Raw genomic sequence first — 20,977 nt, 5'->3', positions numbered from 1 at the left:
TTCAGCCCCCTTTGACAATGCGTGGCTTGCGGGCAGGCGTGGGCAGCGATGCGGCATCGCGGACCCGGGAACCATGCGCCAGCATGATCCGTGCGACCTCGCTCTGCATGAAATAGAGGATATCCCGGGCCGCCTGGCTGGCCTCGTTGGCGTCACGCTTCACCAGCGCGGCACGCACGCGGCGCCAATGCGCATAGGGACCGGGACCGTCGGCGGACAGGGCCAGGGCGACATAGGAGAAGTGGAAACGCGTCTTGCGGCGGATCGCCTCGATCATGCGCTGCGCATCGGGGCTCGCCACCTCCGCCATGTCGCTGAAGATCGCCTCGCTGAGCGCGATGATCTGTTCGGCCGGCGCGCCCGTGGCGGCGTCCTTCAGCAGCTGGTCGATCTTGACCAGCATGACGGCGATCGATGCATCCGACGCCCGCAGGCAGGCGAAGCGCGCGGCAAGGCCGTAAAGGGCGGCGCGCACCTCATAGAGATCGAACACTTCCTCCACGCTGGTGGATGAAACGCGCGCGCCGCGATTTTCCTCCAGCTCGATCAGGCCATCATCGGCCAGGGTGCGCAGCGCACGGCGCACGATCGACCGTCCGACACCGAATTCCGCGCACAGCCGCGCCTCGCGCAGCCATTCATCTGGCGCCAGCTCCTGGCGCTGGATGCGCCGGCGCAGCACCTGGGCCAGTTCTTCGGCATTGGGCGGAACACCCATGGCATCCGCCTCCGCTTCATCAAGGCTGGGATCGTGATCCACCGATTTGGCCCTGTTGCTCAACGCCTTGCCCCCTCTGCCGACGATCACGCCCGGATGGGTGAATTGCCAGTCCATGGAAGCCTTTCTATTGCCGCCCTTGTCGGGGGGCAAGAGATTTGTCGTACGTCCACGTAAAAATTGTCGTACAATTCCGTTGACATTGCGACACAAAACAAACGATCACAATGTTCGAGGCGCAGCAAAAAAACGCCCCAAGGGAGGATCAATGCGACATATTCTGGCCGCCACCACGGCAACCCTGGCGCTCGTCTCCACGATGCCCGCCATGGCGCAAACCACGGCCCCCGGCGCGCCGCAGGCCACCGAGGATATCAGCCTCAGCGAAATCATCGTCACCGCCCGCAAGCGCGAGGAAACGCTGCGCGACGTGCCCAGCACGATCACGGCGCAAACCGCCGACCATCTGGAGGCCAAGGGCCCCGTCACCGGCGTGGGCGACCTGTTGCAGCTGGTGCCCGGCGTGCGCTTCAACGGCGTGCAGAGCGAGAATTTGGCGGAAGTGTCGGTGCGCGGTTCCGGCACCCAGCGCGCCACCAGTGCCGATTCCGGCGTCGGCCTGTTCGTGAACGGCGCCTATGTCGGCAGCAGCACGCTGGGTGGGCGCAATTTCAAGCGTATCGATTATTTCGACATCGCCCGTGTCGAGGTGCTGGAGGGGCCGCAGGGCGCGCTTTATGGCCGCAATTCGGAATTCGGCACGGTCAATATCGTGCTGGCCCAGCCGCAGTTCCGCGACACCGGCCGGGTGCAGGCCACATACAACGCCACCCAGAAGCAGATGCAGCTGGAAGGCATCGTCAACCAGGCGGTCAGCGACACGGTGGCGGTGCGCCTGGGTGCGCAGGTCACCGGCCAGGGCGGCGGTATCTATTACAATCCCAACCAGGACGAATATTACGACCATACCGACGGCTATATCGTCCGTGGACAGATGCGTTATTCCAGCGGCGCGGTGGATGCCAAGCTGCTGATCGACGCGATGGACATGAACCTGCCGACCTTCGTCAATCAGTGGGTTCTGCCGCCGGGCCTGCTGGCGGCATTGCCCCAAGGTTACACCGGCCCGCGCTATGACGTGCCGTCCGACGTCAAGAACGGCGTCCACCAGAATGTCGTCCGCGCCATGCTGATCGCCGATGTCGATCTGGACGACCTGACCCTGACCTGGACGACGATGGGGTCGCGGTCGGAATCGGCACAGAGCTTCCCGGCCGCGGTCGACCTCGCCACCCAGGCGAATTTCCAGCGCCTGGGCCAGATCGGCCTCTACCCGCTGGGCCAGACCTCCACCTATGCCCGCGACAAGACACTCTATCAGGACATCCATATCGCCGGTGGCGACGAATTCTCCTGGATGGCCGGCGTCGAAGGCATGATGCAGAATGATTATTACACCCGCGACGCCGTCACCAGCCCGTGCCCGCTGACCGCCACGTCGGCCATCTGCGGGGGCACGCCGACCACGCCGCTCTGCTACAAGCTGCTGCCGACCTCGGCGAACTGCCCGACCGTGTTCCCGCTGGCCTTCGGTGCCCGTCAGGTCACCCCCAGCAAGTACCGGTCGGCGGCGGCCTATGGGTCGCTGAAGCATGATATCGGCCGCCTGTCGCTGAGCGGCGATCTGCGCTGGTCCTATGATTACAAGGAAGCGACGCAGAGCAATTACCTGCTCTACACCAGCAATCTGTCCGGCGTGCCCAGCTCCTTCGATTTCAGCCAGGACAGCATCAGCTATTCGGCCACCGCCAGCTATAATTTCGGCGAAGACCTGCCGATGCTGCTCTATGCCAAGACGGGGTCGGGCTATCGCGCCGGCGGCGTCAATAACGGCACCTATATCGCGGCGGCGCCGAACCCGCTGCGCCCCTCCTACGACAATGAGACGACGACCAGTTACGAGGTCGGGTTCAAGGGCAGCTTCACCCGCGACCTGTTCCTGCGCCTGTCGGGTTATGTGTCGAACACCGAGGATGCGATCACCAGCATCCTGGACGGCTGCACGGTGACCAATGCCTGCGGTCGCGCCGGCACCTATTTCAACCTCAATGGCGGCAAGGTCCGGGTGAAGGGTATCGAGGCGGCGTTCGATGCCAAGGTCCCGCTGGGCAAGGCCGTGCTGAACCTGGGCCTGACCGGCGCGCGCCAGGATGCCAAGTTCGTCTCCGTCGCGGCAGGGGTGACGGGCCTGCCCACCGTCGGCTCCACCGTGGCGCAGACGCCGGACTGGACCTGGTCGGTCAATGCCAATATCCGCCAGCCGATCGGCGAGAACCTGACCGGCTTCTTCAATGTCGCCTATAATGGTGCCCGCGGCGGCGGGCAGGATACGGTGACGCTGGCCACGCCCTTCATCGCGCTGGAGGATGTCGACAATGTCGATCTGCGGGCGGGCGTGGAGTTCCAGAGCATGACCTTCGCCGCCTTCGTCAAGAACGCCACCGACAATGTCATCCCGATCCTGAAATTGCAGTCGGGCACCATCCCGCTGACCAACCGCTACAACAACCCGCGCACCTATGGCTTCAGCGCGTCCTACCGCTGGTAATCACGATGCCGGTCCAGGCAACCCGCCTGGGCCGGCACGCCACCTTTATCAGGGGAGGATAATTTGTCGGATCAGCAGAAGCCCGAAAGCGCGCCGGGTGTAAAAGTGGCCTTGATGGCATCGGCCGGCGCCTCGGTCGAATGGTATGACTTCTTCATCTATGGCACGGCCGCGGCCCTGGTTTTCCCCAAGCTGTTCTTCCCGCCGGAACTGCCGCTGTTCGTGGCGCAGATCGCGGCGTTCAGCACCTTCGCGGTCGGGTTCATCGCCCGGCCCTTCGGCGGCATGCTGTTCGGCCATTATGGCGACCTGCATGGCCGCAAGCGTGCCCTGGTGCTGGCCATGATGGTCATGGGGCTGGCCACGACCGCCATCGGGCTGCTGCCCACCTATGAGAGTGTGGGGGTGCTGGCCCCGCTGGCCCTGATGCTGCTGCGCTTCATCCAGGGGTTGGCCGTCGGCGGCCAATGGGGTGGGGCCGCCTTGCTGGCCATCGAAAGCGCGCCCAGTCACCGGCAGGGCTTCTATGGCAGCTTCGTCCAGGTCGGCGTGCCGATGGGCGTGGTGCTGGCCAACAGCGTCTTCCTGCTGGCCAGCGCATCAATCGATGCGGACAGTTTCCTGGTCTGGGGCTGGCGGATCGGCTTCCTGTTGAGCGTCAGCCTCGTCGCCATCGGCCTTTATATGCATTGGCATGTCAAAGAACCCGACCCTGTGGAACCGGTCGCACCGGTCCAGACGGCGGCGGCCAAGCCGGCCTCGCCACTGCTGACGGTGCTGCGCGACCATTGGGGCACGATCCTGCTGGCCGGTGGTGCTTTCATCGCCAACAATGTCTGCTTCTATATCGCCATCACCTATGCCGTCGCCTATGGCACCGCCACCGTCGGCCTGTCGCGGGAATTACTGCTGGCCGCCGTGATGATCGGCAGCCTTGTCATGATCCCGGCCCTGATCCTGTCCGGCGCATTGTCGGACCGGTTCGGACGGCGCGGCATCTTCATGGCCGGCGCCATCCTGTCCGGCATCTGGGCCTTTGCCGTGTTCCCGCTGATCGATGCGGGATCGCCCGTGGCGGTGACCGTCGCCATTTCGGTGGCGTTGATCTTCGTGGCCCTGATGTACGGCCCCCAGGCGGCCCTGTTCGCCGAGCTGTTCCCCAAGGAGGTGCGCTATTCCGGCGCCTCGCTGGGCTATCAGGTCGGGACCCTGGCAGGGGGCGGCTTCGCCCCGATCATCGCCACCGCCCTCTTCGCGCATTATGGATCGGCCCTGCCGATCTCGCTCTACCTCGCCGCGACATGCACCATCTCGCTGGTCTGTGTCATGTTGCTGGGAAGATCGAAAGCGGTCATCAGCCGCTGATACCGGGAGGGTCCTTTATGCTCAAACCCAGCAGACGCAGCTTTCTGGCGGCCGGTGCCACCCTTCCCGTGGCGTCGGCGCTGGCCAAGGTGCCGCAGGGACAGGAAGATCGCGTCGCGGCGGACCTTGCCAAATATATCGGCTTCGGCAGCAAACAGGCCGGCGGTGCCGGCGACAACGCCGCCGGGGAATGGCTGGTCGGTGAGTTGGAACAGCTGGGCTTCAAGGTCGAACGGCAGAGCGTGCCCACACCCTATTTCGAGACCACGCGTGCCGAGCTGCTGTGCGGCGACGCCCGCGCCACCGTCTGGCCGCAGCCGATCGTCATCACCACGGGGCCGGACGGGGCCACCGGCTCGCTGGTGCGCATCGACGCCGATGGCCTGGCCGGCGGTCCGCTGACAGGCGCGATTGCCCTGGTCGAACTGCCGCATGGCCGCTGGTCCAGCGCGCTGGCCAAGCCGATCCGGGAGCCGATCAGCGCCGCCTTCGCCGCCGGGGCAAAGGCGGTGGTGGCGATCACCAACGGCCCGACGGGCAAGGTGATCGCACTGAACGCCGACGGTCAGAAGCCAATGTTCGCCGGCCCGGTCGCCCTGCTGGCGCCCGACGATGCCAAACCCTTCCGCGCCGCCGCGACCGCCCGGGAACCCGCCACGCTGCATCTTCAGGGGCAGACGGGCCGGCGCCCCGCCTTCAATTTCATCGGCCGCATCGATCGTGGAAAAAAGCGCTGGCTGGCCGTGTCGACGCCACGTTCCGGCTGGTACACCTGCGCCGGCGAACGCGGGCCGGGCATCGCCGCCTGGCTGTGGCTGGCGCGGTGGGCCAGCGAGGCGGTCACGGACCATGACCTGGCCTTCGTCTGCCACAGCGGCCATGAATATGAAAATCTGGGTGCCTCGGAAGCGCTGAAGGCCATCGCGCCCAAGCCGGCGGAGACCCGCTTCTGGCTGCATCTGGGCGCCAATGTCGCCGCGCGCGACTGGCACGAACTGCTGGGCAAATGGCGGCCGCTGCCCAGCGTGGACACACAGCGCTTCCTGTCGGTCAGCCCTTCCCTGCTGCCCGTGGCGCGCGACGTCTTTGCCGGGCATGCCGGGCTGGAGGCCCCCTGGACGACCGACGAGATCACCGCCGGCGAACTGACGGAGATCGTCAAGGCCGGGTACGCCCCTGCCGCCGGGGTGTTCGGCATCCACCGCTATCATCATGTCGCCGAGGATGACGCGCGCTGCGTGTCCGCTTCCAGCGTCGCCACGACCGCCGCCGCCTTTCAGCGGCTGGTCGAAACGCAGATCCGGGGGTGAGCATGATCGAACTCTGGCACTGCACCGATGCGCGCTCCTTCCGCCCGCTCTGGGCGCTGGAGGAGATGGGCCTGCCCTATCGCCTGCACCTTCTGCCCTTCCCGCCACGCCTCCACCGGCCGGATTATCTTGAGATCAATCCGCTGGGCACCATCCCGCTGCTGATCGATGGCGATGTGCGGATGACGGAATCCGCCGCCATCACCCAGTATCTGGCGACCCACCATGGCCCGACACCGCTGGCGGTGGGCGCGGACGAGCCCGATTACGCCCTGTGGCTGGACTGGCTGCATCGCAGCGAGGCGACGCTGACCTTCCCGCTGACGATCGTGCTGCGCTATACGCGGCTGGAACCGGAGGAGCGGCGGCTGGCACAGGCGGCGGGCGATTACACGCAATGGTTCCTGTCGCGGCTGCGCCATCTCACCAGGGCGCTGGGCGATCGGGAATGGCTGTGCGCCGGCCGTTTCACCATGGCCGACCTGTGCGTCGGCTTCGCTCTGCTCTTCGCCCGCGACCTGGGCCTGGACCATAAGTTCAGCCCGGAAATCGCCGCCTATTGGGAGCGCCTGTCCACCCGCCCCGGCTTTCTTGCCGCCAAGGCGGCACAGGGTGCCCAGGCCAGCATGCGCTGAACCCGGCACCCGGCCACCCCTAGCCGCGGGCGGACGTCACCCCTTGCGCCGGCGATCACCCCATTCCTTAGCCTGGGCGATATAGGCTTCCATCGCCGCCTGCTCCTTGGCCAGGGTATCGTCGACGATGGTGATGGTGGGGATCGCCCGCTGGCCGGGCGCGATCTCCGGCTTGTAACGGCCGAACCCCGCCTCATGCACGCCGGTACTGCCCCTGCCGGGTGCCGGGCGGCTCAGATGCTCGTACGAGCGCACATAGGCGTCGTGCCCGGCCGGATGCATGGCATAGCGCGTCACCTGCGACATGGGGATATAGGCCATCTGCGCATCGTACAGCATCTCACCGATGGGCGGGATGCCGGGATGGCGACGGGTCAGTTCCTCCACCATCAACCTTGTGCCGACATTCATGTCGGCCTTGCGGTTGTTGGCCCAGCCGCCAGCAATATCCAGGAAATAGGCATCCACCTTGAACTGCTTGACGGTGGCGGAGATCCGTTCCGTCAGGAATTTGCGCCAGCTTTCCACACCCAGATTCATGAAGGGCATCCAGCCATCGTTCGACCGGTCATTGTCCCAATCGACCCAGTTCAGGTCGAAATGGTCGCCATCGACATGCTCGCTGGTGGCATCGGCGAACTGCTTGAATTCCGCCAGCGTGCCATTGGCGGAATTGGTGCCGAACATCGGCACCATGCGGTAGCCCAGCTTCTGCCCCTCGCGCACCAGCCGCTGGAACCCGGCTGCCCCACCCATGCGCGGGTCGGGCTCGTATAGCGGATAGTTCCAGTAATAGCGCCCGTCCCAGGCCGGCAGGAACACCATCACCCGCGCCGGATCGATCCGCTTCGCGGCCCAGGCCAGGATCTCCAGCGTGCGGCGGTAATCGTTGAAGATATAGCCCGTCCAATGCGCGCCATGGATGGACAGGACAAGGTCCACATCATGCATCCATCGCGGCGCATCCTGTCGCTGGGCAAAGCGCGGGATGGCATAGTTCTTTTCCACATGCGCGAAATGGGCACCGGCCGCCGCCTCATAGCTGGCCGCCGGCCCGACACGCCAGGGGGCGGTCTCCAGCGTCTGCTTGCGGTCCCACCCCGCCGCCTCGTGGATCAGTTCCACACGGTAGCCATCATCCCCCGGCTGGAAGAAGAACCGCGCCGGCAGCACGGTGCGCTGCCGTGTCGACAGTTCGTAGAGCCGGCCGTCAGCCGCCTTCAGCATGGCGAACGGCGTGCTCATCCCCCCGAAAAGCTGGGGATATTCGAACAGCTTCTCGTCATCCTTGGGATCGATGAAGGCCCCGCAGGAAACCGACAATTCCCCGCGCGGCAGGCCGCGCACGATGCTGGTGACGGATTTCACCGGCACCGGTGCCGTGGCCGTCACCTGCCATTCGACCAGCCCATCGGCACCGACCGTGAATGTGGCGACCAGGCTGCCGGGCGCCTTCACCTGCCCGCCCGCCCCCAGCAGCCCGTCACAGCGCAGGCGCACCAGTGTCCCGTCCCGTTCCACCCGTGTTGCGGCCGGATCGATGGCATAGGCGTTTTCAAAGGTCTGCACGCGGAAGCCGACCAGCAGCGGGCCGACCTTCACCGATGCCTCGGGGAAATCGAAGCTGAACTGCATCACCCCGTCACCGCGCGGCGGCGTGTACACGCCCGACCGGGAGGTCAGAAGCACCAGATCGGGATTGGCGGATTGGGCAAAGGCGGCAGCGGCCGGCATGGCCAAGGTCATGCCGGCGGCGGTTCCGGCGAAGAAACCTCGCCGTGAGAGCGCGGGTATCATGTGGAAGCCTCGTTTCCTGTCGAGATTTATTGGGGATAGGCCACATCCCCCGTTTTCGGATATCGTATACTATATTATAATATCATTCAGGCCAAGCGGCGCGGCAGTGCCGATATCAAATAATGAACGGGGAACCACTGATGCGAGTTGGATTGCAATGCCGCCACCTCCTGGTCCTGCTGGGCCTTCTGCTGCCTCTGCCGGCCGCCGCCCAGGACGCGGTGATCGCCATCGATGCCGCCCAGCCGGGCCCGGTGCTGGCACCGGAAATCCAGGGCCAGTTCGCCGAACATCTGGGCCGGCTGATCTATGAAGGCATCTGGGTGGGGGAGAAATCACCGATCCCCAATATCCGAGGCTATCGCAAGGATGTGGTGGAAGCGTTGAAGGCCATCCGCGTGCCGCTGATCCGCTGGCCCGGCGGCTGTTTCGCCGATGAATATCACTGGCGCGACGGCATCGGCCCCCGCGACAAGCGGCCGGTGGGCGTCAATACCAACTGGGGCGGGGTGGAGGAGAGCAACCAGTTCGGCACCCATGAATTCATGGAATTCTCCGAACTGGTCGGCGCCCGCACCTATGTGAACGGCAATGTCGGCACCGGGTCGGCGCGGGAAATGGCGCAATGGGTCGAATATCTGACCAGCCCGTCCAGATCGACCCTGGCGCAGGAACGCCGTGCCAACGGGCGTGACAAGCCCTGGACGCTGGACTGGTTCGCCATCGGCAACGAGACCTGGGGCTGTGGCGGCAATATGCGGCCGGAATATTACACCGACCAGTTGCGCCAGATCCGCACCTTCATCAAGCCCGCCCCCGGCCAGCCCACCAGGATCCTGGCCAGCGGTGCCAATGCCGGCGACGTGAAATGGACCGAGGCCGTCATGGCAGGTGCGGGCGACATGATCGACGCCTACAGCCTGCATTTCTACGATATCACTTCCGCCTATACCCTGCCCGCCGGCACGTGGGAGAAGAAGGGATCGGCCACGGAATTCACCTCGGCGGAATGGTTCGCCAGCATGGTCGGCGCCTATCGCATGGACGATCTGGTCACACGCCACAGCGCGGTGATGAACAAGTACGACCCCGCCAAGCGCGTGGCCCTGGCCGTGGATGAATGGGGCAACTGGTTCGATCCGACGCCCGGCAGCAATCCGGGATTCCTGGAACAGCAGAACACCGTCCGCGACGCCGTCACGGCCGCCATCAACCTGAACATCTTCCACAAGCATGCCGACCGGGTGCGCATGGCCAACATCGCGCAGATGGTCAATGTGCTCCAGGCCCTGATCCTGACCGACGGCGCGCGGATGCTGCTGACCCCCACCTATCATGTCTTCGACATGTATAAGGACTTCCAGGGCGCCACCTCCCTGCCCGTGCAGACCATCGCACCCGATCTGGTGGAGGGCGGCCGCCGCGTCCCGGGCGTCAGCGCCTCGGCCGCACGGACGAAGGACGGGCGCATCCTGGTGGCCCTGGCCAATACCCATCCCGATCGCGCCCTGCCGGCGGAAATGCGGCTGGCCGGTGCCAGCCTGGCCAAGGCCACGGGCCGCATGCTGACCGGGCCGGCGATCAACAGCCATAACAGCTTCATCACCCCCGCGCAGGTAACCCCGGTGGACCTCACCGGCATCGTGCTGAACGGCGACCGGGTCACCTTCACGCTGCCGGCCCGATCGGTGACGGTCCTCAGCCTGGACGCCACTGCGGCAAGCGGCGGGAAGGAATGAGCATGACGGGTTCCACCCCCGCCACCGGACGGCATCCACGCGAACTGGCCATCCTGGCCGGCGTGGAGTTCTGGGAACGCTTCTCCTATTACGGGCTGCAGGCGAACCTGATCTTCTTCCTGACCTGGCATCTGGACCTGCCCAGGGAGGAGGCCTACCGCTATCTGGCGGCCTTCGCGGCGCTTGTCTTCATGTGCCCGCTGATCGGCGGGCATCTGGCCGACCGCTGGCTGGGCGCGCGCCGGGTGGTTGTGGCTGGGCTGGCCATGCTGCTGCTGGGCCATGCGCTGATGGTGGTGATGCCCGGCCAGACAAGGGAAACGCTGGTGCTGACCGATGGCGGCGGCATGCCCATCGACCGGCCCCTGCTGCATCCGCGCGAAGGGGAGGGCCGGACCATCGCCCTGCCCGACGGCCCGGCACAGGTCCTGTCCATCACGCAAGCCGGCGACGGCCATCTTCTGCACCTGCGCACCGCCAGGGGGGAGGAACGGACCCTGTCGGGACGGCTGGAGCGGACGCCGGACCAGGGGCGCCAGACGCTGTTCCATCTGACGCTGGCCCTGATCGCCGCCGGGGTCGGCTTCCTGAAACCCAATATCTCCGCCCTGGTCGGCAGCCTTTACGGCCGGGACGAAGCCCTGCGCAACCAGGGCTTCACCCTGTTCTATATGGGCATCAATGCCGGTGGCCTGACGGGCAGTCTGGTCTGCGGCTGGCTGGCCTTCCGCCATGGGTGGGAACCCGGATTCGCCGCCGCCGGGCTGGGCATGGTCGTGGCCTTGCTGCTGATGCGCGCCGGTCGCCACATCCCCGCACCGCAACCGGTGGCACCAGCCAGCCGCCCCGCGCTTGTCGCCTTCCTTGCCGGAACGGCACTGATCCTGTGCTGCTGGGCGCTGCTGGACAGTCCGGTGCTGGTCGAACGGCTGCTGGACATCGCCGCCCTGGCCGCCATCGTCTATGTCGCCTGGCAGTCGCGCGGCCTGTCGGCCGGCCAGAAGCGTGACCTGCTCGTCCTGGTCCTGCTGATGCTGGGGTCGGTGCTGTTCTGGACTTTGCTGGGGCAAAGCCCTGGATCGCTGAACATGTTCACGGCGGAATGGGTGGAATTGCGCTTGCTGGGTCTGGAAATCCCGGCCCCCGCCCTGCAATTCGTGCCCTTCGCCTTCGTCATGGCCCTGTCCCTGCCCATGGCCGGCCTCTGGCGCTGGCTGGACCGCAAGGGCCGCACGCCCCACCCGGTCACCCTGTCCGGGCTGGGTGGCATCCAGATGGGCGCCAGTTTCCTGGTGTTGGTCATCGGCATCCTGCTGCTGCCCGACGGCGCCCGCCTGGGCCTCGGATGGCTGGTGGCACTTTACCTTCTGCAGGCCGGCGGCGAGCTGTTCCTGTCGCCCATTGGGCTGGCGGCCATCACCCGTCTGTCACCACCCGCCATCACCTCCACCATGCTGGGCCTCTGGTTTCTGTGCACCGCCTATGCCCAGAAACTGGCGGGCCTGATCGGCCAGGCCACGGTCGCGGATAGTGCCACCAACCCGGCGGAAGGGTTGGAACGCTATGCCCAGGTCTATCAGCAGGCGGGCCTGATCACGGTCGCGGCGGGCCTTCTGATCATTCTGGCGGGGCTGCTGATCCGTCGGCGGAGCCGCCCCGCCTGACATGATCGCGCCAACCTTGTCACACTTTTCATATAATATGATATTATATCGTATAAGATATTTGACTCGTCCGAGGGTCTGAGTGATCTTCGCTAAGCGCACGGAAGAAGGGGCGCCTCTCAGGGAGAACAGAAGAATGTCACGGGTAATCAACAGGCTCGGCCTGTTGGCCGGCACTGCCATGGTGCTGGCCGGGCTGAATGCGACGGGGGTCGCGGCACAGGATCTGGAACTGGCGGAGATCGTTGTCACCGGTACGCGCATCAGGTCGCCGAACCTGACCACGGCCAGCCCGCTGACCGCCGTCGGGCAGGAGGAGATCAAGTTCCAGGGCGCCACGGCGGTGGAAAGCGTGCTGAACCGCCTGCCGCAATTCACAGCGGACGCCAATGAGAACGTATCGAACGGATCGGACGGCACGGCGCGCGTGAACCTGCGCAATCTGGGTTCCAACCGCAACCTGATCCTGATCGACGGGCAGCGCATGCTGCCGCCGGAAACCGCCGACGTGAACTTCATCCCCAGCGCGATGATCGAGCGGGTGGATGTGGTGTCGGGCGGCGCGTCGGCCGTCTATGGCTCCGACGCCATTTCCGGCGTGGTGAACTTCATCCTGCGCAAGAACCTGGATGGCGTTCATGCCGATATGCAGTACTCGATCAACCATACGCGCAACGACAATGACTATGTCCGCTCGCTGATGCGGGCCAAGGGTTTCGAACTGGCACCCAAGAGTGTCTGGGACGGCGCCAAGAAGGACGTCAATGTCGCGATGGGCTTCAATTCGGACGACAAGAAGGGCAATGTCACCCTTTATGCCGGCTATCGTGAGGCCAATCCCGTCACCCAGGACAGCCGCGACTATTCCGCCTGCGGCCTGAACCTGGATGGCCCCAACGCCCTGGTCTGCGGCGGGTCCAGCAACAATGCCTATGGCCTGTTCACGCTGCTGACCGGCCCCAACAAGGGCAGGACGGTCAACAATGCCAAGGACGGCCAGAAGAACTGGGTGCCCTATGACAGCTCGTTCCTCTACAATTACGCACCCGACAATTACATCCAGCGCACCGACAGCCGCGTGACGGCCGGCGCCAACGGCCATTACGAACTGGCGCAGGAACTGGAGGTCTATGGCTCGTTCATGTTCATGGACGACCACACCTATTCCCAGGCCGCCCCGTCGGCGCTGTTCCAGGGCACGCTGTTCAAGATCAACTGCAACAATCCGCTGATGTCGTCGGCCCAGGCGACGATGCTGTGCGGCACAGCCGCCGGCACCGCGACGAACCAGGACACGTTCATCGGCTATCGCCTGACCGGCCCCGGCAGCCAGCCGCGCCGTGACGACCTGCGCCACACCGCCTACCGCGTCAGCAGCGGCGTGCGTGGCAAGCTGGGCGACAACTGGACCTACGACGCCAACTTCCTCTATTCCAGCATCCGGCTGGAGGAGAGCTACAAGAACAATGTCGACAATGCCAAGGCCCAGAAGGCCCTGCAGGTTGTCAATGTCAACGGCGTGCCGACCTGCCAATCGAAGATCGACGGCACCGACACGTCCTGCGTGCCCATCGACGTGTTCAAGTACAATGGCATCAGCGCGGAGGGCTATCAGTACCTCTATGCCCCGACCTATACGCGCGGTGTACAGACCGAACGCGTGTTCAGCGCCGGCATCACCGGCCAACTGGGCGATTACGGGTTCCAGAGCCCGTTGGCCAGCCAGGGCTTCGGCTTCGCGGCCGGTGCCGAACACCGTGACGAGACGCTGGACTTCCAGGCCGACGCCCTGGCCCAGGCCGGCGGTACCAAGCCCAACAACGGCAAGCTGAATGTCGAGGAATTCTACAGCGAATTGCAGGTGCCGCTGGTCCAGGACAAGGATTTCGTCAAGGACCTGTCCTTCAATGGCGGCTACCGCATGTCGCGCTATTCCAACAATGACGATTGGGTGAAGACCTACAAGACCGAACTGCAATACGCCCCCACGGGCGATGTCCGGTTCCGTGGCAGCTATAACCGCGCCGTCCGCGCCGCCAACATCTCCGAGCTTTACGCCCAGCAGAGCCTGGGCAATGTCGCGGCCGTCGATCCCTGCGCCGGGTCCAAGCCGACGGCATCGCTGGCAGCCTGCCAGAAGACCGGCGTCACCGCCGCGCAGTACGGCAATATTCCGGAATGCCCGGCCGAGGTCTGCGTGGCCCAGGGCGGCGGCAACCCGCTGCTGAAGCCGGAAGAAGCCAACACCTACACGGCCGGCATCGTGCTGACCCCGGAAATGGTGCGCAACTTCTCGCTGACCGTCGACTATTTCAAGATCGGCATCGACAAGTATATCGGCTCCGTCGACACCCAGACCGTCATCCGCCAGTGCATCGAGACGGGCAACCCGTTCTTCTGCTCGCTGTTCCACCGCGATCCGGCCATCGGGGTGCTGTTCGGCAATAACGGCTATGTCGTGTCAACCAACCAGAATACGGGCTTCCTGCGCACCTCGGGCCTGGATATCCAGGCCAATTACGGGTTCGAGCTGGAAGATGTGATCGACAACGATCTGGGCCGCGTCGATGTCGGCCTGGTCGGCACCTGGCTGCTGTCGCGTAAGACCGAACAGCTGCCGGGCCTGGGTTCGTACGACTGCAAGGGCCTGTTCGGTCCCACCTGCGGTCAGCCCAACCCGACCTGGCGCCACCAGCTGCGCACCACCTGGGGCATGCCCTGGATGAATGCCAGCCTGTCGGTCAACTGGCGCTATTTCGGGTCGACCAAGCTGTCCAGCAACACGGACAACCAGTTCCTGAAGGGCGACTTGGTCAATATCAACGGCAAGATCGCCTCATACAGCTATTTCGACCTGTCCGGGTCGGTGGAGCTGCTGGACGGTGTCGCGATGCGCGCCGGCGTCAACAACATCTTCGACAAGGCCCCGCCCGCCATCGCTGCCGGCCTGCTCAGCGCGTTTGGCAACGGCAACACTTATCCGGGTGTCTATGACCCGATGGGTATGAATCTGTTCGTCGGCCTGACGGTCGATTTCTGACCCCTCCCTTCCCACGTCCAGAGGGGAAAACTGCCCTGCCCGGCCTTATCCGGGCGGGGCATTTCTTTAACCCGCCAGTTCCGACCGAAGGTCGATCATCGTGCCTTCGATATGGGAGGCCAGCACCTTTTCCAGCCGGGGCAGATCGGCACCCAGCCAGGCTTCCAGGATTTCCCGGTGCTCCCGGCGTGCCCGCTCCTCGCGGCCCTTGGGTTCCAGATGGCGGCGGACATAGCGTTCCGACAGGATATGCAGCCGCGACAGCAGCTGATAGGTGATGGGTCCGCAGGGTTTGATCAGCGACAGATGGAACAGCCGATTCTGCGTGACATGGTCGCCGCCATCGGCACCCTGGTCCTTTTCCAGCGCCGCCAGCGCCAGCCTTGCCGCCGCCTGATCCGACGGCTGTGCCCAGCGCGCGCCATCGACAACGGCGCCGGGTTCCAGCTTCAGGCGCAGGGCGAAAATCTCATCCGCCTCATCCGCGGAGAGCGGGCGGACGATGTAGCCGCGATTGGGATAGGAGGAGAGAAGCCCGTCCTGTTCCAGCCGCCCCAACGCCTCGCGCAGCGGGATCTTGCTGATCCCCAGTTCCGTGGCGATGACATCCTGGCGAACCGGGGCGCCGGGCGCCATGACCCCTGTCAGTATCTGCCGGCATACAATGTCGTATGTCTGGTCGGAGAGCGATCTGACGACGATACTCATTTGAACCCATTTCACGAAAAGGCCGGATGCCAGGTCTGAGGGCCGGCGTTCCTGACACGCGCAACGCACCAATTCCTGTCCGGTCGCTGTTCGATTGTCATGGATTCCCGGGGCGACTGCAAAAGAATGTTTGGGCTGATTCCCGGTTTTTTGTTGGTAAACAAGATACTAACCGTACCCGCCAAAATTCGGCACCGACAGGCTTCGGGATTGCAAAGGCGTCAATTTCGTCTAAAGTATACGAAATACCATTCATCATATCATATGAGGAATGACCTTGGCCGTTGGACGTCCCCCGATGGCCCCGCCCCGGATCGCCCTGCTGTTCCTGGCCCTGCTGATGCTGGTGCCGGTAGCGGGGGCGGAGGATTGGCGGGACCTTTCTGCCGATTACAGTCGCTATCTGGCGCGCACCGATCCGCTGGCCGCCGGCCAGCGGGGCGACCACGCCGCCGCGTCGCGCTGGCCGGATGACAGTCCGGCAGCGATGGCCACGCGTCAACGGGAACTGGCGGCGTTCCGGCAGCGGCTGGACGGGGTGGCACCCGGTTCCCTTTCGGAAACGGACGCGCTCAGCCATGCCATCATGCGCCGGCAGGTGGACATCGCCCTGGAAAGCCTGGGCTTTGATGAGGCACGGATCCCGTTCCAGGATGGGGAGGGTTTCTACACCCTGCCGGAAACCCAGGCCGCCATGACCGTGCTGAACGGAAGGGAGGGGGCGGAGGCGTGGCTGGCCCGCATCGCTTCCATTCCCGCCTATTTCGACATGCACACGGAAAATATGCGCCGGGGCATGCGCGACCGCTTCACCCAGCCGGCCCAGACGGTGGAGAAGGCCGCCCGCGTCCTGCGCGGTCTGGCCACGGAACCGCCGCAAGACAGCGCCCTGCTGTTGCCGTTTGCCAACCTGCCTGCCGGCGAACCCGCGGCCGCATGGCGGGCGCGGGCCGTGGCGCTGATCCGTGACAAGGTCCGCCCGGCCCAGGCACGGCTGGCGGATTTCTTCCAGCAGGATTATCTGCCCCGCGCCCGGGCCAGCCTGGGGGCGGGTTCACTGGATAAGGGCCGCTATTACAGCTTCCAGATCCGGCGCTATACGACCCTGACGCTGGAACCGGCCGCCATCCATGCCATGGGACAGGCGGAAATCACCCGCATCAAGGGGGAGATGGCGCGGCTGCTGGCCGACAGCAGCTTCACCGGATCAGCCCGCGACTATCTGCTGGCCCTGCGCGCCGATCCGGCCAACCGCGCCATCGATGCCGACGATTACGGGCGGCGGGCGGCGGAGATCGCCAAGCGGGCGGAATATCTGCTGCCACGCTATTTCGGCACCCTGCCCCGCCTGCCCTATGGCGTGCGCCAGAAACCGGCGGGCCTGGACAGCATCTCGTCGGGTTACCTGCCGGGCAGTCCGGAGACCCGGGTGGCGGGTGCGGTCATCTATGGCGGCGGGGCCGGCAACGACCTGGCCGGCCTGCCCGCCTGGCTGCTGCATGAAGGCGTGCCCGGTCACCATCTGCAGATCGCCTTGGCACAGGAAAACCGCGACCTGCCCGATTACCGCCGCCTGGATGATGTGACCGCCTTCGTCGAAGGTTGGGCGCTGTATGCGGAGCGGTTGGGCGAGGAAATGGGCATCTATCGCAGCGTGGCGGAACGGATGGGCCGCCTGTCGATGGAGGCCTGGCGCGCCTGCCGGCTGGTCATGGATACCGGCCTGCATGCGATGGACTGGACCCGCGACCAGGCCACCTCCTGCCTGCTGGAAAATACCGGCATGTCGCGTGACGGCGCCTATCGGGAAACCGACCGCTATATCGGCTGGCCCGGCCAGGCGCTGGGCTACAAGCTGGGCGAGATGCGGATCGTCGCCCTGCGGCGCGAGGCGGAAGAACGGATGGGGTCCCGCTTCGATCTGCGCGCCTTTCATGATCTGCTGTTATCGGCGGGTGCCTTGCCGCTGGACCTGCTGGAACAGCGGGTCCGGGGCAAAACCGCCACCCCTTGACGTCAAAACCACACGTTCGAGAACAGGGAAAACAAAAAGATGAGCATTTCCATACAGGCCGCATTCCGCACCCGTCGCCGCCGCGCCATCGGTGCCGGTCTGGCAATGGCCCTGCTGGCCGGCGCCTGCGGTCCGGCCCTGGCCGCCCCCGCCGACGACCTGCGCACCGTGCTGGCCGATTATGATGCGCTGCTGAACAAGCTGGACCCGATCGGTGCCGCGCAGCGCGGGGACAAGCAGGCGGCCACGCGCTGGCCCGACGACAGCCCCCAGGCCGTGACCGAGCGCACCCGCGCCGTCACCGCCCTGCGCGACCGGCTGGACGCCATTCCCGGTGCGGCCCTGGCCGGCGCCGATGCCACCAACCGCACCCTGCTGCTGCGCCGGTTGAACATGGACCTGGAGGGGGCGCGCTTCGACGAGGAACGCATCCCCTTCAACAATGACAGCGGCTTCTTCAACGTCCCCGGTTATATCGCCGAGGGCACCCGCCTACGCAGCAAGGAGGAGGCGGAGGCCTATCTGGTCCGCATGGAGGGCTTGCCCGCCTATTACGCCACGCAGACGGCCAATATGCGCCGGGGCATCAAGACCGGCTTCATGCAGCCGCGCCTGATCGCCGATGCCGGCGTGCGCATGACCAGAACCCTGGCCGAGGTGAAGCCGGAAGACCATGCGCTGCTGTCGCCGCTGAAGCAGTTGCCGTCCACCATCCCGGCGGCGGAGCGCGAAGCGCTGCTGAAACGCGGGCTGGAGATCGTGAAGGGCAAGGTGAGGCCGGCGGAAGCCGCCCTGGTGGATTTCTTCGCCAAGGAATATCTGCCGAAATCGCGCGACGTGCTGGGCGCATCATCCCTGCCCGACGGCAAGGATTGGTACGCCTACCGCGTGAAGCGGGAGACGACGACCAGCCTGACGCCCGATCAGGTGTTCGAACTGGGACGGACGGAAATCGCCCGCATCCGTGCCGCCATGGACGCCGTCATCAAGGAGACGGGGTTCAAGGGCGATTTCAAGGCGTTCCTGGCCTTCCTGCGTGCCGACCCGCAATTCTATGCGACCTCGCGCGAACAGCTGCTGGAGAAGTCCAGTCGGCTGGCCAAGCGCATTGATGACAAGCTGCCGGAATATTTCAGCCTGCTGCCCCGCCTGCCCTATGGCGTGCGCCCGGTACCGGCGGAGATCGAGGAGGGCTACACGTCCGGCCGCTATCACCCCGGCAGCCCGGAACAGGGCATCGCCGGCGGGCTGATGATCAACACCTCGCACCTGAACATGCGCCCGCTCTATGAACTTCCGGCCCTGGTGGCGCATGAAGGCGTGCCCGGTCACCATCTGCAGATCGCCCTGGCCCAGGAACTGAAGGATGTGCCGCAGTTCCGCCGCCAGGACGATGTCACCGCCTTCGTCGAGGGCTGGGCGCTCTATACCGAGCAGCTGGTGGCGGAGATGGGGCTCTACACCACGCCCTATGAGCGGTTCGGCATGCTGTCAATGGAGATGTGGCGGGCCTGCCGTCTGGTCATGGATGTCGGCATCCACTGGAAGGGCATGGGCCGCGAGGAAGCGGCAAACTGCCTGCGCGACAACAGCGCGCTGGCCGAGAAGAACATCCAGAGCGAGACCGACCGCTACATCGCCTGGCCCGGCCAGGCTCTGGGTTACAAGATCGGGCAGCTGAAAATCTCCGAACTGCGCGCCCGTGCCGAAAAGGCGCTGGGGGCAAAGTTCGACATCAAGCAGTTCCACGCCCTGGTGCTGAATGACGGGCCGATGCCGATGACCATGCTGGAACAGCGCATCGACGGATGGATCACCGAAGCGGGCAAATAAAGCCGCGGGCATGAACAGGAGATCACAGGGCCCCCGTTCATGCCCGCCGATCCTCGGCATCGACCAACAGTCAAATCACGACAAGGCCGACAAACCGGCCAATTGCGAAGACAGGAGCAAGGCATGACTTTCTGGGGACGGCGCAAGGCGCTGGATGCGCTGACGCATGTGGAGGAGGCGCGCCAGCTGAAACGCACGCTCAGCTGGCCGCATCTGATCGCGCTGGGCATCGGGGCCATCATCGGCACGGGCATCTATACCTTGACCGGTATCGGGGCGGAGCGGGCGGGACCCGCCGTCATCCTGGCCTTCGCCGCCTGCGGCATCCTCTGCGTCTTCGCGGCCCTGACCTATACGGAGATGGCGACCCTGATGCCGGCCGCCGGCAGCGCCTATACCTACACCTACTCCGTACTGGGCGAGGGCCTGGCCTGGCTGGTGGGGTGGAGCCTGGTGCTGGAATATGCCGTCACCTGCGCCGCCGTGGCTGTCGGCTGGTCGGGCTATATGGTCGGACTGCTGGAAAGCCTGGGCGTGCATCTGCCGGCCTGGATGATCTCCGGCCCGCATGGCGGCGGGATCGTCAACCTGCCGGCCGTGCTGATCACCCTGGCCGTCACCGCCCTGCTGGCACGCGGGGCGAAGGAAAGCGCCACGCTGAACATCGTGCTGGTGGTGATCAAGATCCTGGCCCTGGCCGTGTTCGTCGGCCTGGCCGCCCCCGCCATGATGCCGGAGAATTTCACCCCCTTCATGCCCTACGGCTTTTCCGCGCACAGCGTGGACGGGCATGTGCGCGGGGTGATGGCGGCGGCGGCCATCGTGTTCTTCGCCTTTTTCGGCTTCGATGCCGTCTCCACCTCGGCGGAGGAGGTGAAGAACCCGGCGCGCGACCTGACCATCGGCATCATCGGATCGATGGTGGTCTGCACCCTGATCTATATGCTGGTGGCGGCCTGCGCCGTGGGCGCCTGGCCGTTCGCGGAATTCGCGGCCAGTGGGGAGCCGCTGGCCTTCATCCTGCGCAGCCTGGGCCACCCGGCGGCGGCGTTCGGCATCGGTGCCGCCGCCATCATCGCCCTGCCCAGCGTCATCCTGGTGATGATGTTCGGGCAGACGCGCGTGTTCTTCGTCATGGCGCGTGACGGGCTGCTGCCCCGCTCGCTCAGCAATCTCGATGCCCAGCGGCGCGGGCCGTTGCGCCTGACCCTGCTGGTCGGCGCCTTCGTGGCGCTGGTGGCGGGCTTCTTCCGCCTGGACCAGATCGCCGAACTGTCGAATGCCGGCACGCTGACGGCCTTCATCGCCGTATCGGTCTGCGTCATGGTCCTGCGCCGCACGCGGCCCGATTTGCAACGCGTGTTCCGCTGCCCGGCCGTGTGGATCGTGGCGCCGCTGGCCGTGATCGGCTGCCTCTATTTCATGATCAGCCTGCCCACGGGCACCCTGGTCCGTTTCGCCATCTGGAACCTGATCGGCATCGCCATCTACCTCGCCTATGGCCGCAAGCGCAGCCTGCTGGCCTCCGCCTGAAGGGAACACCCCC

The 20,977-nt window shown here is 65.4% G+C and carries 13 protein-coding genes; 10 read left to right on the top strand and 3 right to left on the bottom strand.

Features of this window, described 5'->3' with window-relative positions; genetic code table 11:
* Window position 1: 1 nt before the first annotated feature.
* Entirely contained in the window at window positions 2-835 is an 834-nt protein-coding gene (locus ACM9HJ_RS19835; RefSeq protein WP_416573494.1) for a GntR family transcriptional regulator, read from the bottom strand.
* A gap of 151 nt (window positions 836-986) precedes the next feature.
* Between ACM9HJ_RS19835 and ACM9HJ_RS19830 the strand changes: the two genes are divergently transcribed.
* The 4 genes from ACM9HJ_RS19830 to ACM9HJ_RS19815 all read left to right on the top strand — a co-directional run bounded on the left by ACM9HJ_RS19830 (window position 987) and on the right by ACM9HJ_RS19815 (window position 6,636).
* Window positions 987-3,326 carry a TonB-dependent receptor gene (locus tag ACM9HJ_RS19830; RefSeq protein ID WP_416573493.1) on the top strand — a complete coding sequence of 780 codons (2,340 nt, stop codon included), beginning with the start codon at window positions 987-989 and terminating at the stop codon, window positions 3,324-3,326.
* 63 nt (window positions 3,327-3,389) lie between these two features.
* Window positions 3,390-4,691, top strand: coding sequence for an MFS transporter (locus ACM9HJ_RS19825; protein ID WP_416573492.1), 1,302 nt, complete (start codon window positions 3,390-3,392; stop codon window positions 4,689-4,691).
* A 17-nt stretch (window positions 4,692-4,708) separates the two neighbouring features.
* The gene (locus ACM9HJ_RS19820) at window positions 4,709-6,001 is read left to right on the top strand and encodes a hypothetical protein (RefSeq protein WP_416573491.1); all 1,293 of its coding nucleotides are present in this window, start codon (window positions 4,709-4,711) and stop codon (window positions 5,999-6,001) included.
* Between the two features lie 2 nt (window positions 6,002-6,003).
* A complete protein-coding gene (locus ACM9HJ_RS19815) occupies window positions 6,004-6,636 on the top strand; it encodes a glutathione S-transferase family protein (protein ID WP_416573490.1) in 633 nt (210 codons plus the stop codon).
* Window positions 6,637-6,672: 36 nt separating this feature from the next.
* On the opposite strand, the gene ACM9HJ_RS19810 is transcribed toward ACM9HJ_RS19815, so the two are convergent.
* On the bottom strand, window positions 6,673-8,382 hold the full coding sequence (locus tag ACM9HJ_RS19810; protein WP_416573489.1) for a hypothetical protein: 1,710 nt from the start codon (window positions 8,380-8,382) through the stop codon (window positions 6,673-6,675).
* 191 nt (window positions 8,383-8,573) lie between these two features.
* Here ACM9HJ_RS19810 and ACM9HJ_RS19805 point away from each other — a divergent pair, with 191 nt between their 5' ends.
* From ACM9HJ_RS19805 to ACM9HJ_RS19795, 3 genes are all read left to right on the top strand, one after another.
* On the top strand, window positions 8,574-10,172 hold the full coding sequence (locus ACM9HJ_RS19805) for an alpha-N-arabinofuranosidase (RefSeq protein WP_416573488.1): 1,599 nt from the start codon (window positions 8,574-8,576) through the stop codon (window positions 10,170-10,172).
* A 2-nt stretch (window positions 10,173-10,174) separates the two neighbouring features.
* Window positions 10,175-11,836, top strand: a complete 1,662-nt coding sequence (locus ACM9HJ_RS19800; RefSeq protein ID WP_416573487.1) for a peptide MFS transporter — start codon at window positions 10,175-10,177, stop codon at window positions 11,834-11,836.
* Between the two features lie 136 nt (window positions 11,837-11,972).
* A complete protein-coding gene (locus tag ACM9HJ_RS19795; protein ID WP_416573486.1) occupies window positions 11,973-14,876 on the top strand; it encodes a TonB-dependent receptor domain-containing protein in 2,904 nt (967 codons plus the stop codon).
* Window positions 14,877-14,942: 66 nt separating this feature from the next.
* On the opposite strand, the gene ACM9HJ_RS19790 is transcribed toward ACM9HJ_RS19795, so the two are convergent.
* Window positions 14,943-15,584 (bottom strand): GntR family transcriptional regulator, encoded by a 642-nt coding sequence (locus tag ACM9HJ_RS19790; protein WP_416573485.1) that lies wholly within the window; start codon window positions 15,582-15,584, stop codon window positions 14,943-14,945.
* A 298-nt stretch (window positions 15,585-15,882) separates the two neighbouring features.
* Between ACM9HJ_RS19790 and ACM9HJ_RS19785 the strand changes: the two genes are divergently transcribed.
* From ACM9HJ_RS19785 to ACM9HJ_RS19775, 3 genes are all read left to right on the top strand, one after another.
* Window positions 15,883-17,598: a DUF885 domain-containing protein gene (locus ACM9HJ_RS19785; RefSeq protein ID WP_416573484.1), complete on the top strand. Its 1,716-nt coding sequence runs from the start codon at window positions 15,883-15,885 to the stop codon at window positions 17,596-17,598.
* A gap of 39 nt (window positions 17,599-17,637) precedes the next feature.
* Window positions 17,638-19,431 carry a DUF885 domain-containing protein gene (locus ACM9HJ_RS19780; RefSeq protein WP_416573483.1) on the top strand — a complete coding sequence of 598 codons (1,794 nt, stop codon included), beginning with the start codon at window positions 17,638-17,640 and terminating at the stop codon, window positions 19,429-19,431.
* A gap of 123 nt (window positions 19,432-19,554) precedes the next feature.
* On the top strand, window positions 19,555-20,964 hold the full coding sequence (locus tag ACM9HJ_RS19775) for an amino acid permease (RefSeq protein ID WP_416573482.1): 1,410 nt from the start codon (window positions 19,555-19,557) through the stop codon (window positions 20,962-20,964).
* The last annotated feature ends 13 nt before the right edge of the window (window positions 20,965-20,977 follow it).

This window comes from Niveispirillum sp. KHB5.9, assembly GCF_048066115.1.
Classification (GTDB): Bacteria; Pseudomonadota; Alphaproteobacteria; order Azospirillales; family Azospirillaceae; genus Niveispirillum.
This window is presented reverse-complemented; position numbering and strand designations above follow the sequence as displayed.

What these genes read in the sequence shown, in the direction of transcription:
- ACM9HJ_RS19835 (WP_416573494.1), bottom strand. Translation starts at nt 835, where the DNA reads ATGGACTGGCAATTCACCCATCCGGGCGTGATCGTCGGCAGAGGGGGC.
- ACM9HJ_RS19830 (WP_416573493.1), top strand. Translation starts at nt 987, where the DNA reads ATGCGACATATTCTGGCCGCCACCACGGCAACCCTGGCGCTCGTCTCC.
- ACM9HJ_RS19820 (WP_416573491.1), top strand. Translation starts at nt 4,709, where the DNA reads ATGCTCAAACCCAGCAGACGCAGCTTTCTGGCGGCCGGTGCCACCCTT.
- ACM9HJ_RS19815 (WP_416573490.1), top strand. Translation starts at nt 6,004, where the DNA reads ATGATCGAACTCTGGCACTGCACCGATGCGCGCTCCTTCCGCCCGCTC.
- ACM9HJ_RS19810 (WP_416573489.1), bottom strand. Translation starts at nt 8,382, where the DNA reads ATGACCTTGGCCATGCCGGCCGCTGCCGCCTTTGCCCAATCCGCCAAT.
- ACM9HJ_RS19805 (WP_416573488.1), top strand. Translation starts at nt 8,574, where the DNA reads ATGCGAGTTGGATTGCAATGCCGCCACCTCCTGGTCCTGCTGGGCCTT.
- ACM9HJ_RS19800 (WP_416573487.1), top strand. Translation starts at nt 10,175, where the DNA reads ATGACGGGTTCCACCCCCGCCACCGGACGGCATCCACGCGAACTGGCC.
- ACM9HJ_RS19795 (WP_416573486.1), top strand. Translation starts at nt 11,973, where the DNA reads ATGTCACGGGTAATCAACAGGCTCGGCCTGTTGGCCGGCACTGCCATG.
- ACM9HJ_RS19790 (WP_416573485.1), bottom strand. Translation starts at nt 15,584, where the DNA reads ATGAGTATCGTCGTCAGATCGCTCTCCGACCAGACATACGACATTGTA.
- ACM9HJ_RS19785 (WP_416573484.1), top strand. Translation starts at nt 15,883, where the DNA reads ATGGCCCCGCCCCGGATCGCCCTGCTGTTCCTGGCCCTGCTGATGCTG.
- ACM9HJ_RS19780 (WP_416573483.1), top strand. Translation starts at nt 17,638, where the DNA reads ATGAGCATTTCCATACAGGCCGCATTCCGCACCCGTCGCCGCCGCGCC.
- ACM9HJ_RS19775 (WP_416573482.1), top strand. Translation starts at nt 19,555, where the DNA reads ATGACTTTCTGGGGACGGCGCAAGGCGCTGGATGCGCTGACGCATGTG.